This is a genomic window from Cellulomonas sp. P4_A2, from assembly GCF_056402515.1.
Map to the genome: position 1 here is coordinate 14,249 of NZ_JBFUHG010000010.1, position 14,730 is coordinate 28,978.

Below are 14,730 nucleotides of genomic sequence, written 5' to 3' on the forward strand. Positions count from 1 at the left end.
ACACGCGTACGGGCGGGTAGGATTGACCGGCGCAGCCGACGACCCGGCGCGCTCCCCACCTTCTGAGATGAGTTCCCCCATGTCTGAGCCCACGACTGCGCCGACGACATCCGCCGGCACGAGCGTGCGCGCTGACCTGCGCAACGTCGCCATCGTCGCGCACGTCGACCACGGCAAGACCACGCTCGTCGACGCCATGCTCTGGCAGTCCGGCTCGTTCGGTTCCCACGCCCACGTGGACGAGCGCGCGATGGACTCGGGCGACCTGGAGCGCGAGAAGGGCATCACCATCCTCGCCAAGAACACGGCGATCCGGTACACGGGTCCCGCGGCGGCGGAGATCGGCCAGCCCGACGGCATCACCATCAACGTCATCGACACCCCCGGCCACGCCGACTTCGGTGGCGAGGTCGAGCGCGGCCTGTCCATGGTCGACGGCGTCGTTCTGCTCGTCGACGCGTCCGAGGGCCCGCTGCCCCAGACGCGGTTCGTGCTGCGCAAGGCGCTGATCGCCAAGCTGCCCGTGATCCTCGTGGTCAACAAGACCGACCGTCCCGACGCCCGGATCACCGACGTCGTGCACGAGGCGACGGACCTGCTGCTGGGCTTGGCCTCCGACCTGCACGAGGACGTCCCGGACCTGGACCTCGACGCGATCCTCGACGTGCCCGTCGTGTTCGCCGCCGCCAAGGCCGGCCGTGCGTCGATGAACCAGCCCGCCGACGGCGGCCTGCCGGACGCGGAGAACCTCGAGCCGCTCTTCAAGACGATCCTCGAGCGCATCCCGGCGCCCACCTACACCGAGGGCGCGCCGCTGCAGGCGCACGTCACCAACCTCGACGCGTCGCCGTTCCTCGGCCGCCTCGCCCTGCTGCGCGTGTTCAACGGCACGATCCGCAAGGGTCAGACCGTCGCGTGGGCCCGCGCCGACGGCTCGCTGCAGAACGTGAAGATCACCGAGCTGCTGGAGACCAAGGCGCTCGAGCGCGTCAGCACCGACTCGGCCGGCCCCGGCGACATCGTGGCCGTCGCCGGCATCGAGAACATCACCATCGGCGAGACGCTGACGGACCCGGACGACCCGCGCCCGCTGCCCCTGATCACGGTCGACGACCCGGCTATCTCCATGACCATCGGGATCAACACGTCCCCGCTGGCCGGCCGCGGCGGCAAGGGCCACAAGGTCACCGCCCGCCAGGTCAAGGACCGCCTCGACAAGGAGCTCGTCGGCAACGTCTCGCTCCGCGTCGTGCCCACCGAGCGTCCCGACGCCTGGGAGGTCCAGGGCCGTGGTGAGCTCGCGCTGGCCATCCTGGTCGAGCAGATGCGTCGCGAGGGCTTCGAGCTGACCGTCGGCAAGCCGCAGGTCGTGACCAAGAAGGTCGACGGCAAGATCCACGAGCCCGTCGAGCGCATGACCATCGACGTCCCCGAGGAGTACCTGGGCGCCGTGACGCAGCTGCTCGCGCAGCGCAAGGGCCGCATGGAGACCATGTCGAACCACGGCACCGGCTGGGTCCGCATGGAGTTCCTGGTGCCGGCGCGTGGCCTGATCGGCTTCCGCACGCGGTTCCTGACGGACACCCGCGGCACCGGCATCGCGTCCTCCATCGCCGAGGGCTACGAGCCGTGGGCCGGCAACATCGAGACGCGCATCAACGGCTCGCTCGTCGCCGACCGCTCCGGTCCCGTCACGCCGTTCGCCATGATCAACCTGCAGGAGCGTGGCTCGTTCTTCGTCCAGCCGACGCAGGAGGTCTACGAGGGCCAGATCGTCGGTGAGAACTCGCGCAACGAGGACATGGACGTGAACATCACCAAGGAGAAGAAGCTCACGAACATGCGGTCCGCGACGGCCGACAACTTCGAGAACCTCATCCCGCCGCGCAACCTCACGCTCGAGGAGTCGCTCGAGTTCGCCCGCGAGGACGAGTGCGTCGAGGTGACGCCGGAGATCGTGCGCATCCGCAAGGTGGTGCTCGACCAGACCGAGCGCGCGCGCATCACGGCCCGCTCGAAGCGCGCCTGAACGTCTTCCTGAGCTGATGGGCGACGCGCTTGTCGCGGTGCACGCGCACCCCGACGACGAGTCCCTGGCCACCGGCGCGCTCCTGGCCACCTGGGCGCGCGCCGGTCTGCCGACCACGGTCGTCACCTGCACGCGAGGTGAGCGCGGCGAGGTCATCGGTGCCTCGCTCGCGCACCTCGAGGGCGACGGGCCGGCGCTCGCCGCGCACCGGACGGTCGAGCTCGCGGCCGCCCTGGCCGCGCTCGGTGTGCACGACCACGTGTTCCTCGACGGGTCGGCCGACCCTCGGTTCGAGGACTCCGGCATGGCGTGGGTGGGCTCCGGGCGGGCGCGGCTCGCCGACGAGGTCCCGCCCCACGCGTTCGTCCGCGCGGGCGTCGAGGACGCCGCCCGGCGGCTCGCGGGCGTCCTGCGCGAGCGGCGCCCGGCCGTCGTCGTGACGTACGAACCGGGTGGCGGGTACGGGCATCCCGACCACGTCCGCACCTACGAGGTCACCCGCCGGGCCGTCGAGCTCGTCGACCCGGCGCCGGTGCTGCTCGTCGTCGTGCAGCCGGAGAGCGCCCTGCGCGCGGGGTACGCCGCCCTCGCGGGTTCCGACGGTCTGAGCGTCCCGGACGCCGACGGTCCGCTGCCCTCGGTCGCGGTGCCCGACGACGAGGTCGACCTCGAGGTGGACGTGCTGCCGGTGCGCGACGAGGTCCTCGCGGCACTGCGTGCCCACGAGACGCAGGTGCAGGCCGTGGCCTCGGTCGACGACGACCCGGCACTCGTGGGCCGCTACGCCCTCAGCAACCAGGTCCTCGCGCCGCTGCTCCCCGTCGAGACGTACCGGTTCGTCGTCGCGGGCGACGTCGCGTGGCCGGCCGGCGTGCGCCCGATACCCTGACCGCGTGCACCTCTCGCCGGCCGCCCTGGGCAAGACGATCCTGACCGCCTTCGTCGGCATCGTCGTCGGCGTGATCGGCACGATCATGCACCGCAGCGTGCAGCCGTGGGGTCTGGTCCTGTGCCTGTCGCTCGTGCTGGCCGCCGCTGCGACCGCCCGGGCCTTCGGCGGGCTGATCGCCTGGATCGGGTTCGTCGTCGGTCTGGGCGTGACCGTGCTCGCACTGTCGCAGAAGGGTCCGGGTGGAGACGTCCTCGTGCCGTCGGGGCAGAAGCTCGGGATGGTCTGGCTGCTCGGCTCGGTGGCCGTCGCGGTCGTCGCGATGCTGCTGCCGCGTGCGTGGTTCTCCGACACCCCGCGCCCTGCTCGTCCCGCCCCGTCCGGGCCGCCGGTCGTGACGGCCCACGTCGCCGGGGAGCCGGACGCCCCGCAGTGAGCGCCGTCCCGGGGATCTCGTCCGACGACTTCCGGTCGGCCGTCGGCCGGCTGCCCGCCGGTGTCGCGGTGATCACCCTGCGGTGGCGGGACACCGTGCACGCGATGACCGCGAGCGCCGTCGCCTCCGTCTCCCTCGAACCGCCGATGCTCCTGTTCTGCGTGCACGTCGACGCCCGCTTCCGTGACGCGCTCGACGACGTGGACACCTGGGCGGTCAGCATCCTGGCCGACGACCAGGCGCACACCGCCGACTGGCTCGCGTCGCCCGGCCGGCCCGCGTTCGACCAGCTCGCCCGCGTGCCGCACCGCCCCGCGCCGCTCTCCGGTGGTGTCTGGGTGGACGGCGCCGCGGCGTGGTTCGACTGCCGCACGGCGGCGATCCACCGCGCGGGCGACCACGACGTCGTGATCGGCGACGTCCTCTCCGGTGCGCAGGGGGACGCGGGCGCCGGAGGTCTGGTCCACCTACGAGGACGCGTGCGACCGGTGCGCTGAGCGGCAGTCCGGGCCCGTGGCGGTGCGACCGTCCGATGTGTCCGGAGATGTCCGGTGCTGCGGGATCTCGGACAGCGGCGTGTCACCGACGCTGCGCCGTGCCCTGCGACGGCTTGCTGTGAATCGTTGTCCGGCGCGCGGCCGGATCGTCGGGATGGCGCGCACCGCCACGTAGACTCGCCCGGGCGCGTTGTACGCGCGGAGAGCAGCAGGGGAGCGGGATGAGCGACGGCACGGAGCAGGACGAGTCCGGACAGGTCGGTGACGGCGGCGCGACGCCGGGCGCCGGTGCGCCTACGGATACCGTCTGGCCCGTCTGGGGCGGTGCGTCGACGGTTCCCGTCGACGACCAGGAGCCCGAGTCTGAGCCCGCGGAGGCCGCGGCCGTCGTCGAGGATTCCGACGACTCTGGGCCGTCCGTCGACGAGGAGCCCGCCCCCGAGCCGGAGCAGGCACCGGACGGGGCCGACGACGTTGCCGTGGCCACGCCGGACGCGTCCGTGGACGCCACCGAGCCCGAGGACGTCTCCGACGGATCCGACGAGGTGGCTGTCACGCCCGACGAGGTCGACGAGGTCGACGAGGTCGACGAGCCGGAGTCTGAGGCGTCCGCGACGTCGGAGACCGCTGAGTCCGAGGCGTCCGCGACGTCGGAGACCGCTGAGTCGGAGGCGTCCGCGACGTCGGAGACCGCTGAGTCGGAGGCGTCCGCGACGTCGGAGACCGCTGAGTCGGAGGCCGACGCTGTCGTCGAGACCGATGAGGCCGAGGCCGAGTCCGACGAGCCGGAAGCGGAGGCGACCGAGCCCGACACTGCGGAGCCCGCCGCCGAGGCGACCGGGACCGACGAGCCCGAATCCGGCGAGCCCGAAGCCGACGAGCCCCAGACTGCCGAGCTCGAGAGCGACGAGTCCGAGGCCGACGAGCCTGAGGCCGACGAGCCTGAGGCCGACGAGCCTGAGGCCGACGAGATCGTCGAGCCCGAGCCTGACGCGGACGAGCCCGTGGCGGAGCCCGATGCGCCCACTGCGGCGGACGACATCGCCTCCGAGCCGGTCGCCGCGGCCGATGAGACGGCGGAGCCCGTCGAGCCCGAACCCGCGGCCGAGGCCGGGTCTGAGGCCGACGTCGAGGCCGGCTCCGAGTCTGAGGCTGACGTCGAGACGGACGCGGTCGTGGCGGCCGCAGTCGAGTCCCAGGAGACGACCTCCGACGACGCTGCCGCGGAGTCCCCCACGTCCGAGGACGAGGAGCCTGCGCCGGGCACCGAGTCCGACGAGCGGGCGTCCAACGAGCAGGAGTCTGACGAGCAGGAGTCCGACGGGGTGTCGGCCGCGGCGGAGGTCGCCGAGCCGATCGACGAGCCCGAGCAGGCGCCCGTCGTTGTTCCTGAGGACGAGACACCCGTCGTCCAGACGAACCCCTTCGCCGCCCTGGCGAGCGCCGCGCTCGCGTCGGCCATCAGGCCGACCCCGCCGACCGCCGCGAACCCGGAGCAGGCCGCAGAGCCCACGCCTCCTGCAGCCCCGCAGCCGGAACCCCCGACCGAGGTCATTCCGCCGGTGGCGGACCCGACGCCGGATCCCACCGAGGTCCTGCCGCCGGTCGCCGCCGAGACACCCGTCGCCGCGGCCGCGCCGGCTGCCACGGAGCCCGCACCGGCTGCCGCAACCAGCAGGTTCGCGCCCGTGACTGCCGCTGCTGCCGCGTCCTCGAGCACGGTCTCCGCGGGACCGGTCCCGTCGAGCGAGCGCGCACCGTCACCGTTCGACGTCTTCGAGCCCGAGAACCGCCGACGTCGGTGGCCCCGCCGCGTGCTGATCACCGTCGGCATCGTGCTGGTCCTGTGTGCGGCCTACGTCGGGGCGTCGTTCGCCGTGGCGGACACCGTGCCGCGCGGCGCGAGCGTCGCGGGCGTGGACATCGGCGGCCTCAAGTCGGCGGAGGCGGTGGCACGGCTGGACACGGAGCTCGCTGACGAGACGACGCAGCCGATCCCGGTGATCGCGCAGGACGTGCAGGCCACCATCGATCCGACGACGTCGGGTCTGACGTTCGACGCGCAGGCCACGGTCGACGAGCTGACGGGCGTGGACCTGGCCGACCCGAAGCAGCTCTGGGACCACATCGTCGGCATCGGCGAGCAGGACGCGGTGACTGCGGTGGACGCCTCGAAGCTGGCCGCGTCGATCGACGGGCTGGGCACCGCCCTCCAGCTGCTGCCCGTCGACGGGACGGTCCTGTACGTCGACGCCACGGCGCAGTCCACGGACGCCGTCGACGGCTGGGACCTGGACCCGGTCGAGTCGGCGAAGGTGATCACGAGCGACTGGCTCGTCGCGCCCCGGCCGTTGAAGCTCCCCACCACGACCGTCCCGCCGGCGATCACGCAGGAGAAGACGGACGCGGCGCTGGTCGAGGCGGCCAAGGTGACCTCGGCGCCGGTCTCGGTGATGGTCTCCGGGCAGGTCGCGCTGCTCGACGCGGCGACGCTGGCCGCCAACTCGGCCTACGTCCCGACAAACGGCGAGCTGGTCCTGCAGATGAACGGCGACGGTCTGACGGCCGCGGTGCTCCAGCAGCTGCCCGACCTTCTGACGGCGTCGGCGGACGCGCACTTCGAGTTCGTCGACAACGCCCCCGTCATCGTGCCGGGCACCCCGGGCACCACGCTGGACCCCGCGACGATGGCGACCGCGGTAGCCGGTGCGGCGGTCTCGGACAACCGCTCGGCGACCGTCGAGCTGGTGCAGTCGGACCCGTCGGAGTCGACCGCCGCGCTCGAGCAGCTGGGCGTCAAGGAGATCGTCTCGGAGTTCTCCACCCCGCTGACCAGCGAGCCGCGCCGCACGATCAACATCACGAACGGCGCGAGCAAGATCAACGGCACCCTGGTCAAGCCGGGCGAGACGTTCAGCCTCACCGAGGCGCTCGGTCCGATCGACGCGGCGCACGGCTTCGTCGAGGCCGGCGCGATCGTCAGCGGCGAGCACACCGACGCCTGGGGCGGCGGCCTGAGCCAGGTCTCCACCACCAGCTACAACGTCGGGTTCCTGGCGGGCTACGAGGACATCGAGCACAAGCCGCACAGCGAGTGGTTCGCCCGCTACCCCGAGGGCCGCGAGTCGACGATCTTCACGGGCACGCTGGACATGCGCTGGAAGAACAACACCCCGTACGGCGCGCTCATCCAGTCGTGGGTGGCCGACAACCGCCTGTACGTGCGGGCGTGGAGCACCAAGTACTGGTCCGTCGAGTCGATCACGAGCCCGCGCTCGGGCGTCGTCCAGCCCACGACCGTCTACTCGCAGTCGCCCACGTGCGAGGCGTCCGCCGCGGGCAACCCCGGCTTCACCGTGACCGTGACGCGCAAGACGTCGCTGAACGGCGAGCTGGTCAAGACCGAGTCGAACACCTGGCGCTACAAGCCGCAGAACAAGATCATCTGCGGGCCGGCGCCCGCGGGATAGGCGACGGGCACGGCGCAAAGTCCTGGCGCCGCTCGCACGGCCGCCACTACCGTCGCGCCGTGATCGACACGCTCCCCGACCGTCTCCTCGGGCTCGCCGCCGCGCCCAGCGGCGGTACGAGCCTCGAGGCGCTGCCGAACACCTCGTTCCTGGTCCGTGACTTCCTGAACCACGCGGGGTAAAACACGACGGCGCACGTGTTCGCGGAGGTCAAGGTCCTGACCCACGAGCCCGGCACCGGCCGCCACCGCGAGGACGGCGAGCCGTGGAGCGCGGTCGAGGGCACGTTCACCATCGCCGACTGCAACCGGTCGGTCACGCTCGACTTCGACTGCCACGACGCGGAGGACGTCGGCAACGCGCTGCACAAGGCGCGCCTGCTGCGCCAGGTCGTGGGCGACTTCACTGCCGCGCTCGAGGCGGCGATCGCCCGGTCGGGTCTGCTCGACGACTAGGAGCGCGCCGGTCGACGAGCTGGCGCAGGGGGCACCGTCTTGGCGAGCACGATGTCGGCCTCCGGGATCCTGATGTCGCCGCGCCGGCTCCGGACGAGAACCCCGGCGTCGTCGACGGCCAGCACCTCTCCGATGACGTCGGTGTAGGGCGGCTCGCCGGCCGCCGGCAGGTCGTCGCGACGACGTCGGACGACGACGCGGACGCCCGGCGACCAGCTCCGCCACGTCGCGTCCGTCACAGCGCTCTCCGTGGACAGGGCGTCGCGGTCCGGGGCATGTGAGCGATACTAGGAGCGACCCCCGGCCACTGTGGAGGACCGACCGTGACGTATGTGATCGCCGAACCTTGCGTTGATGTCAAGGACAAGGCGTGCATCGAGGAATGTCCCGTGGACTGCATCTACGAGGGCAAGCGGTCGCTGTACATCCACCCCGACGAGTGCGTCGACTGCGGTGCGTGCGAGCCGGTCTGCCCCGTCGAGGCCATCTACTACGAGGACGACGTCCCGGAGCAGTGGACCGAGTACTACAAGGCGAACGTCGAGTTCTTCGACGACCTCGGGTCGCCCGGCGGCGCCGCGAAGATGGGTGAGATCGACAAGGACCACCCGATCATCGCCACCCTGCCGCTGCGCGTGCACGGCGACTGACCGCTCGATGGGCCTGCTGACCGGCGCCCTGCCCGACTTCCCCTGGGACACGCTCACGCCGTTCAAGGAGCGCGCCCGCGCGTACCCCGGCGGCATCGTCGACCTCTCGGTGGGCACCCCCGTGGACCCGACGCCGGAGCTCGTGCGGGAGGCGCTGGCGGCCGCGGCCGACTCTCCCGGCTATCCGACGACGCACGGCACGCCGGAGCTGCGGCAGGCCGTCGTCGACTGGTTCGCCCGTCGGCGCGGTGTGCGCGGGCTCGACCCGGCAGGCGTGCTGCCGACCGTCGGCTCCAAGGAGCTCGTCGCGTTCCTGCCCTCGCTGCTGGGCCTGGGCGCCGGCGACGTCGTCCTGCACCCTGGCGCCGCGTACCCCACGTACGACGTCGGGGCGCGGCTGGCCGGTGCGACCCCGGAGCCGACCGACGACCCGGCGGCACGCCTCGCCGACGGCGGCGTCCGGCTGGTGTGGGTGAACTCGCCCGGCAACCCGACCGGCCAGGTCCTGGGTGTCGACGAGCTCGCGCGGGTCGTCGACGCCGCGCGGGCGGCCGCCGCGCGGGACGGGCGCCCGGTCGTCGTCGCGTCCGACGAGTGCTACGCCGAGCTGGCCTGGGACGAGCCCTGGGTCTCGCTGGGGGTCCCGAGCCTGCTCGACCCTCGCGTCACCGGCGGCGACCTGACCGGGCTGCTCGCCGTCTACTCGCTGTCCAAGCAGTCGAACCTCGCCGGGTACCGCGCCGCGTTCGTCGCGGGGGACCCGGTGCTCGTCGCCGAGCTGCTCGAGGTGCGCAAGCACGCGGGCATGATCGTGCCAGGACCGGTCCAGGCCGCGACGGCCGCGGCGCTGGCCGACGACGCGCACGTGGCCGAGCAGCGGTCGCGCTACCTGCGCCGCAGGAACCTGCTGCGCGGGGCGCTCGAGCAGGCCGGGTATGCCGTCGACGGCTCGCAGGCGGGGCTGTACCTCTGGGTGCGTCCGGAGGCCGGTGACCAGGACAGCTGGGCCACTGTCGGCGACCTCGCGTCCCTCGGCATCCTCGTCGCGCCGGGTGCGTTCTACGGCGCTCCCCGTCACGTCCGTGTGGCACTGACCGCGACCGACGAGCGCGTCGCCGAGGCCGCCGCACGCCTTGCCGGCGCCTGACGAAGAGCCATCAGATGGTCCTGTGATCGTCGTCACAGGCCCAACGCCACGTCGAAGATTGGTCACGGAACGGCTTGCGCAGGTACCGTCGATCACGGCCAACGTGGGCCGCCAGAGGCAGGCCGAACCGGCTGCACAGCACGACGGTCCGGACGCGCGGGACATCCTCGCCGCCGAGCCGTCGCAGGAGAGGAACACCATGTCGGACGTCGCCACTGCTCCGGTACAGCTGATCGTCGAGGGCAAGTCCAAGGACCTGCCCATCGTGACCGCGACCGAGGGCAACGACGGGATCGTCGTGTCCTCGCTCCTGCGGGACACCGGTCTGGTGACGGTCGACCCGGGGTTCATGAACACCGCCTCCTGCGAGTCGAAGGTCACCTACATCGACGGCGACGAGGGGATCCTGCGCTACCGCGGGTACCCCATCGAGCAGCTCGCCGAGAAGTCGACGTTCCTCGAGGTGGCCTACCTGCTGATCCACGGCGAGCTGCCGACGCCGGCCGAGCTGGACGCGTTCACGGAGCGCGTGAACCGGCACACCCTGGTGCACGAGGACTTCCGCACCTTCATGGGGACGTTCCCGCGCAAGGCGCACCCCATGGCCGTCATGTCGTCGGCGATCAACGCGCTGGCCACGTTCTACCCGGAGTCCCTCGACCCGTTCGACCCCGAGACGGTCGAGCTGGCGACGGTGCTCATCCTGGCCAAGACGCGCACCATCACGTCGTACGTGCACCGCGCCAGCAAGGGCGAGCCGCTGCTCTACCCGGACTACTCGCGCGGCTACGTCGAGGACTTCCTGCGCATGACGTTCGCGGTCCCGTACCAGCAGTACGAGGCCGACCCGACGATCGTCGCCGCGATGGACCAGCTCCTCATCCTGCACGCCGACCACGAGCAGAACTGCTCGACGTCGACCGTCCGCATCGTCGGTTCCAGCCACGCCAACCTCTACGCGTCCGTCGCGGCCGGCATCAACGCGCTGTCCGGCCCGCTGCACGGTGGCGCCAACGAGGCCGTCCTCAAGATGCTCACCGAGATCCAGGCCAACGGCGGCGACGCGTCCGAGTTCATGAAGCGCGTGAAGAACAAGGAGCCCGGGACCCGCCTCATGGGCTTCGGGCACCGCGTGTACAAGAACTACGACCCGCGCGCGGCGATCGTGAAGAAGAGCGCCGACTCCGTCCTGTCGGCCCTCGGCCACAACGACGAGCTGCTCGACCTGGCCATGGGCCTCGAGGAGATCGCTCTCTCCGACGAGTACTTCATCAGCCGCAAGCTCTACCCGAACGTCGACTTCTACACGGGCCTCATCTACAAGGCCATGGGCTTCTCCGAGGAGATGTTCACGCCTCTGTTCGCGCTGGGCCGGATGCCCGGCTGGATCGCCCAGTGGCGCGAGATGATGACCGACCCGCAGACGAAGATCGGCCGCCCGCGGCAGATCTACACGGGCGCCGTCGAGCGCGACTACCAGGGCCTCGACGCCCGCTGACCCACCCGCAACGTCCGCACTCGTGGGGCCTATAGCCCCAAGTAGTGCGGACGTTGTGCGTTGTCGGGGCGGCTCGGAGGCGTTCACGACGACGATGGTCACCACCGACGACGAGGCACCACGCTGCGCGACGTGCCTGGCTCGACGACGACCGTCGACCGACGACCGACGACCGACGACCGACGACCGACGACCGACGACCGACGACCGATGACGACGACCGATGACGACGACCGATGACGACCACGGACGACGACGACCGATGACGACCATCGACGACGACCACCGACGACGACCACCGACGACGACCACCGACGATGACGACCATCGACGACGACGACGACCGGCGACGACGACCGGCGACGACGACCGATGACGACCACCGACGACGACACCCGACCATCGACGACGCTCGCGGCCAGCCGGCCAGCCGGCCAGCCGTGTGGATCTAGCCCCACTTGTGACTGGTGGGACGCATGAGGTGCCTCATCCGTCACTCCAGTCCCACGTGTCCCAAGAGGGGCTAGGTCCGCACCGGGTCGGGCGTGGGCCCGCAGCCGACCTACGGCCGACGACGCGGTCCCACCGTCGACCCCGCACCGGGGTCGGGCGCGGGCGCGCAGCCGACCTACGGCCGGCGGGGCGCCGTCCCACCGGCGACCTACGGCTGGGTCGTGATCGTCAGGCTGACCGTGCCGGCGGGGACCGGGGTCGTCGACGGGGTCCAGGCGCCGGTGGTGCGGTCCCAGGTCTGGTCGGCGACGCTCACCGACGTGAGCTGCAGCGGGTCGGCGACGGCGGCGGCCCACTGCGCGAGCGCCCAGTCGCGCTGGCCCGCCTCGTCGATCGAGGTCACCGCCGAGGTCGGGAACGTGAGGGTCGCGCCGCCGTCAGTGGGGGTGACCTGCACGGGGACGTCACCGAGGTCGCGCTGGATGCGCGCGACGACGGCGTCAGGGGTGGTCGGCTCCGCGTCGCGCAGGGTGCAGGCGACGGCGGCGGGGGAGTAGCCGGTGAGGGCGGAGGCCCAGGCGCGGGAGGAGCCCTCGTGCTGGGCGTAGGCCTCGGGGAACGCCGACCGCTGGACGGCCTGGGCGGCTTCGGTGATCGGCAGGTCGCGATAGCCGGGGACCTGGACCAGGCGGTCGTAGAAGATCCCGGTCGAGTAGACGGGGTCCTGGATCTGCTCGGGCGTGCCCCAGCCCTGCGAGGGTCGCTGCTGGAACAGGCCGAGCGAGTCGCGGTCGCCGTAGTCGAGGTTGACCAGCTTGGACTCCTGCATCGCGGTGGCCAGGGCGATGGTCACCGCCCGGGCGGGGAGCTCGCGGCGCAGACCGGTGGCGGCGATCAGGGCGGCGTTGTCGGCCTGGGTGGTCGAGAGCGCCCAGCCCGTGCCGTCGACGGTCGCGACGCACCGTTCGGCGACGGGCGCCGGCGGGTGCGTGCGCGAGAGGAACCACACGACGCCCGCGACGCCGAGCGCCAGGACGGCGAGCGCGACGAGGACCGCGCAGCCCCCTCGGCGGGCGGCCCGCCGTCGCCGTCGGGCGCTCACTCGTTGGCGTGCAGGGACGCGTTCAGCTCGACACCCGAACCCGCACGCGCGACCGCCTCGACCCCGCCGGTCAGCGAGTTCCGGCGGAACAGGATGTTGTCGCGACCTGCGAGCTCGCGAGCCTTGACCACGGTCGGCTCCCCGGCGCCCAGGACGGTGACCTTGGTGCCGGCCGTGACGTAGAGGCCGGCTTCGACCACGCAGTCGTCGCCGAGCGGGATGCCGACACCCGCGTTCGCGCCGAGCAGGGTGCGGCTGCCGATCGAGACGACCTCGCGGCCGCCGCCCGACAGGGTGCCCATGATCGAGGCGCCGCCGCCGATGTCGGAGCCGTCGCCGACCACGACGCCGGCGGAGATGCGGCCCTCGACCATCGACGTGCCGAGCGTGCCGGCGTTGAAGTTCACGAACCCTTCGTGCATGACCGTGGTGCCGGCCGCCAGGTGGGCTCCCAGGCGCACCCGGTCGGCGTCGGCGACGCGCACCCCGGCCGGGACGACGTAGTCGACCATCCGCGGGAACTTGTCGACGCTCAGCACGGTGACGGGCACGCCGCTCGTGGCCCGCAGGCGCGCGCGCGTCGCCTCGAATCCCTCGACCGCACAGGGGCCGCGGTCGGTCCACACGACGTTCGGCAGCACCCCGAACAGGCCGTCGAGGCTCTGCCCGTGCGGGGGGACGAGCCGGTGCGAGAGCAGGTGCAGGCGCAGGTAGGCGTCGGCGGTGTCGGCGGGCGGCGTGTCCAGGTCGATGACCGTGCGGACCACCTGGATGCGGACCCCGCGGGCGTCGTCCTTACCCTCGGCGGCGGTCAGGTCGGCGGGCGGCTCGGAGTCCGAGGAGGGTGAACCGAGGGCCGGGGAGGGGTACCAGACGTCCAGGGTGGTGCCGTCGTCGGTCAACGTGGCCAGGCCGTATCCCCATGCCATACGTCCGGTCGTCCGAGCAGTCATGGCGACAACCCTAGGTCAACGGCGAGGACTAGGGTCGCGTCGTGGCATCCGAGACCTCCGTCATCCTCGACCTTTCGGCCGACCCGGTCGCGCTCACCCGGGCGCTGTGCGACATCCCGTCGGTGAGCGGCGACGAGCGCTCGATCGCGGACGCGGTGGAGACGGCGCTTCGTGCCTACGCACACCTCGAGGTCCTCCGGGACGGCGACGCCGTCGTGGGGCGCACGAGCCTGGGCCGCCCGACGCGGGCGGTGATCGCCGGCCACCTGGACACCGTCCCGATCGCGGACAACCTGCCGACGAGGCTCGTCGGCGAGGGTGCGCTGGCGGAGCTGTGGGGGCGCGGGACCGTGGACATGAAGGGCGGGGTCGGCGTGCAGCTCGCGCTGGCGGCGTCGCTCGCGCAGCCGTCGCACGACGTGACGTGGGTGTTCTACGACCATGAGGAGGTCGCGTCCGACCTCAACGGCCTCGGGCGGCTGGTCCGCAACCACCCGGACTGGGTGCAGGGCGACTTCGCGGTGCTGTGCGAGCCGACGAACGGCGGGCTCGAAGGCGGCTGCAACGGCACCCTGCGAGTCGACGTGCGCCTGGAGGGCGTCGCGGCCCACTCGGCCCGGGCCTGGATGGGCCGCAACGCCATCCACGGCGCCGGCGAGGTGCTGCGTCGGCTCGAGGCGTACGAGCCCGCCTCCGTCGAGGTCGACGGGCTGGTCTACCGAGAGAGCCTCAACGCCGTCCTCGTCGACGGCGGGACGGCCGCGAACATGATCCCCGACTCCTGCGTCGTGACGGTGAACTATCGGTTCGCCCCGTCGGCGTCGGTCGCGCAGGCCGAGGCACACGTCCGCGAGCTGTTCGACGGCTACGACGTGGTGCTCACGGATGCCGCCGCCGGAGCGCGCCCGGGCCTGGACGCCCCGGCCGTCCAGCAGTTCGCGGCGGCGGTCCTGTCGGTGACCGGCGGCCAGGCCGGCCCGAAGTACGGGTGGACGGACGTCGCACGGTTCGCCGAGCTCGGCGTGCCGGCCGTGAACTTCGGCCCGGGTGACCCGCTCCTGGCGCACAAGCGCGACGAGCACGTCGTCGTCGGCCAGATCACCTTGGTCCACGACGCGCTGCGGCACTGGCTGACCTCCTGACGACGGGCA

Annotated in this window: 15 protein-coding genes; 12 read left to right on the forward strand and 3 right to left on the reverse strand. The window is 72.2% G+C overall.

Annotated elements, in window-relative coordinates:
- The first annotated feature begins 79 nt into the window (after positions 1 to 79).
- From typA to AC1DUE_RS11650, 7 genes are all read left to right on the forward strand, one after another.
- Complete coding sequence (gene typA / locus AC1DUE_RS11620; RefSeq protein WP_477039581.1) at positions 80 to 2,029, forward strand: translational GTPase TypA; 1,950 nt, start codon at positions 80 to 82, stop codon at positions 2,027 to 2,029.
- A 16-nt stretch (positions 2,030 to 2,045) separates the two neighbouring features.
- Entirely contained in the window at positions 2,046 to 2,918 is an 873-nt protein-coding gene (locus AC1DUE_RS11625; RefSeq protein ID WP_477039582.1) for a PIG-L family deacetylase, read from the forward strand.
- A 4-nt stretch (positions 2,919 to 2,922) separates the two neighbouring features.
- Entirely contained in the window at positions 2,923 to 3,354 is a 432-nt protein-coding gene (locus tag AC1DUE_RS11630; protein WP_477039583.1) for a DUF6113 family protein, read from the forward strand.
- On the forward strand, positions 3,351 to 3,851 hold the full coding sequence (locus AC1DUE_RS11635) for a flavin reductase family protein (protein ID WP_477039584.1): 501 nt from the start codon (positions 3,351 to 3,353) through the stop codon (positions 3,849 to 3,851). Before AC1DUE_RS11630 ends, AC1DUE_RS11635 begins: the two co-directional genes overlap by 4 nt.
- 221 nt (positions 3,852 to 4,072) lie before the next feature.
- On the forward strand, positions 4,073 to 7,321 hold the full coding sequence (locus AC1DUE_RS11640; protein WP_477039585.1) for a VanW family protein: 3,249 nt from the start codon (positions 4,073 to 4,075) through the stop codon (positions 7,319 to 7,321).
- Between the two features lie 59 nt (positions 7,322 to 7,380).
- Positions 7,381 to 7,503: a hypothetical protein gene (locus AC1DUE_RS11645; RefSeq protein ID WP_477039586.1), complete on the forward strand. Its 123-nt coding sequence runs from the start codon at positions 7,381 to 7,383 to the stop codon at positions 7,501 to 7,503.
- Between the two features lie 15 nt (positions 7,504 to 7,518).
- The gene (locus AC1DUE_RS11650) at positions 7,519 to 7,776 is read left to right on the forward strand and encodes a hypothetical protein (RefSeq protein WP_477039587.1); all 258 of its coding nucleotides are present in this window, start codon (positions 7,519 to 7,521) and stop codon (positions 7,774 to 7,776) included.
- On the opposite strand, the gene AC1DUE_RS11655 is transcribed toward AC1DUE_RS11650, so the two are convergent.
- Positions 7,773 to 8,015, reverse strand: coding sequence for a putative acetyltransferase (locus tag AC1DUE_RS11655; RefSeq protein ID WP_477039588.1), 243 nt, complete (start codon positions 8,013 to 8,015; stop codon positions 7,773 to 7,775). The two genes, AC1DUE_RS11650 and AC1DUE_RS11655, sit on opposite strands and share 4 nt — an antisense overlap.
- 84 nt (positions 8,016 to 8,099) lie before the next feature.
- On the opposite strand from AC1DUE_RS11655, the gene fdxA reads away from it, so the two are divergent.
- From fdxA to AC1DUE_RS11675, 4 genes are all read left to right on the forward strand, one after another.
- The gene (gene fdxA / locus AC1DUE_RS11660; RefSeq protein ID WP_028050935.1) at positions 8,100 to 8,426 is read left to right on the forward strand and encodes a ferredoxin; all 327 of its coding nucleotides are present in this window, start codon (positions 8,100 to 8,102) and stop codon (positions 8,424 to 8,426) included.
- A 7-nt stretch (positions 8,427 to 8,433) separates the two neighbouring features.
- Positions 8,434 to 9,573: a succinyldiaminopimelate transaminase gene (gene dapC / locus AC1DUE_RS11665; RefSeq protein WP_477039589.1), complete on the forward strand. Its 1,140-nt coding sequence runs from the start codon at positions 8,434 to 8,436 to the stop codon at positions 9,571 to 9,573.
- Positions 9,574 to 9,772: 199 nt separating this feature from the next.
- Positions 9,773 to 11,071, forward strand: a complete 1,299-nt coding sequence (locus AC1DUE_RS11670) for a citrate synthase (RefSeq protein ID WP_477039652.1) — start codon at positions 9,773 to 9,775, stop codon at positions 11,069 to 11,071.
- A gap of 223 nt (positions 11,072 to 11,294) precedes the next feature.
- The gene (locus tag AC1DUE_RS11675; protein WP_477039590.1) at positions 11,295 to 11,447 is read left to right on the forward strand and encodes a hypothetical protein; all 153 of its coding nucleotides are present in this window, start codon (positions 11,295 to 11,297) and stop codon (positions 11,445 to 11,447) included.
- A gap of 285 nt (positions 11,448 to 11,732) precedes the next feature.
- On the opposite strand, the gene AC1DUE_RS11680 is transcribed toward AC1DUE_RS11675, so the two are convergent.
- On the reverse strand, positions 11,733 to 12,626 hold the full coding sequence (locus tag AC1DUE_RS11680; RefSeq protein WP_477039591.1) for a hypothetical protein: 894 nt from the start codon (positions 12,624 to 12,626) through the stop codon (positions 11,733 to 11,735).
- Positions 12,623 to 13,579 carry a 2,3,4,5-tetrahydropyridine-2,6-dicarboxylate N-succinyltransferase gene (gene dapD / locus AC1DUE_RS11685; protein WP_477039592.1) on the reverse strand — a complete coding sequence of 319 codons (957 nt, stop codon included), beginning with the start codon at positions 13,577 to 13,579 and terminating at the stop codon, positions 12,623 to 12,625. The genes AC1DUE_RS11680 and dapD overlap by 4 nt, the downstream gene beginning before the upstream one ends.
- A 41-nt stretch (positions 13,580 to 13,620) precedes the next feature.
- Here dapD and dapE point away from each other — a divergent pair, with 41 nt between their 5' ends.
- Entirely contained in the window at positions 13,621 to 14,721 is a 1,101-nt protein-coding gene (dapE, locus tag AC1DUE_RS11690; RefSeq protein WP_477039593.1) for a succinyl-diaminopimelate desuccinylase, read from the forward strand.
- The last annotated feature ends 9 nt before the right edge of the window (positions 14,722 to 14,730 follow it).

Bases quoted from the DNA above. Each gene is read 5' to 3' on its own strand.
- typA (WP_477039581.1), top strand. From the start codon at position 80: ATGTCTGAGCCCACGACTGCGCCGACGACATCCGCCGGCACGAGCGTG.
- AC1DUE_RS11625 (WP_477039582.1), top strand. From the start codon at position 2,046: ATGGGCGACGCGCTTGTCGCGGTGCACGCGCACCCCGACGACGAGTCC.
- AC1DUE_RS11640 (WP_477039585.1), top strand. From the start codon at position 4,073: ATGAGCGACGGCACGGAGCAGGACGAGTCCGGACAGGTCGGTGACGGC.
- dapC (WP_477039589.1), top strand. From the start codon at position 8,434: ATGGGCCTGCTGACCGGCGCCCTGCCCGACTTCCCCTGGGACACGCTC.
- AC1DUE_RS11670 (WP_477039652.1), top strand. From the start codon at position 9,773: ATGTCGGACGTCGCCACTGCTCCGGTACAGCTGATCGTCGAGGGCAAG.
- AC1DUE_RS11675 (WP_477039590.1), top strand. From the start codon at position 11,295: ATGACGACGACCGATGACGACCACGGACGACGACGACCGATGACGACC.
- dapD (WP_477039592.1), bottom strand. From the start codon at position 13,579: ATGACTGCTCGGACGACCGGACGTATGGCATGGGGATACGGCCTGGCC.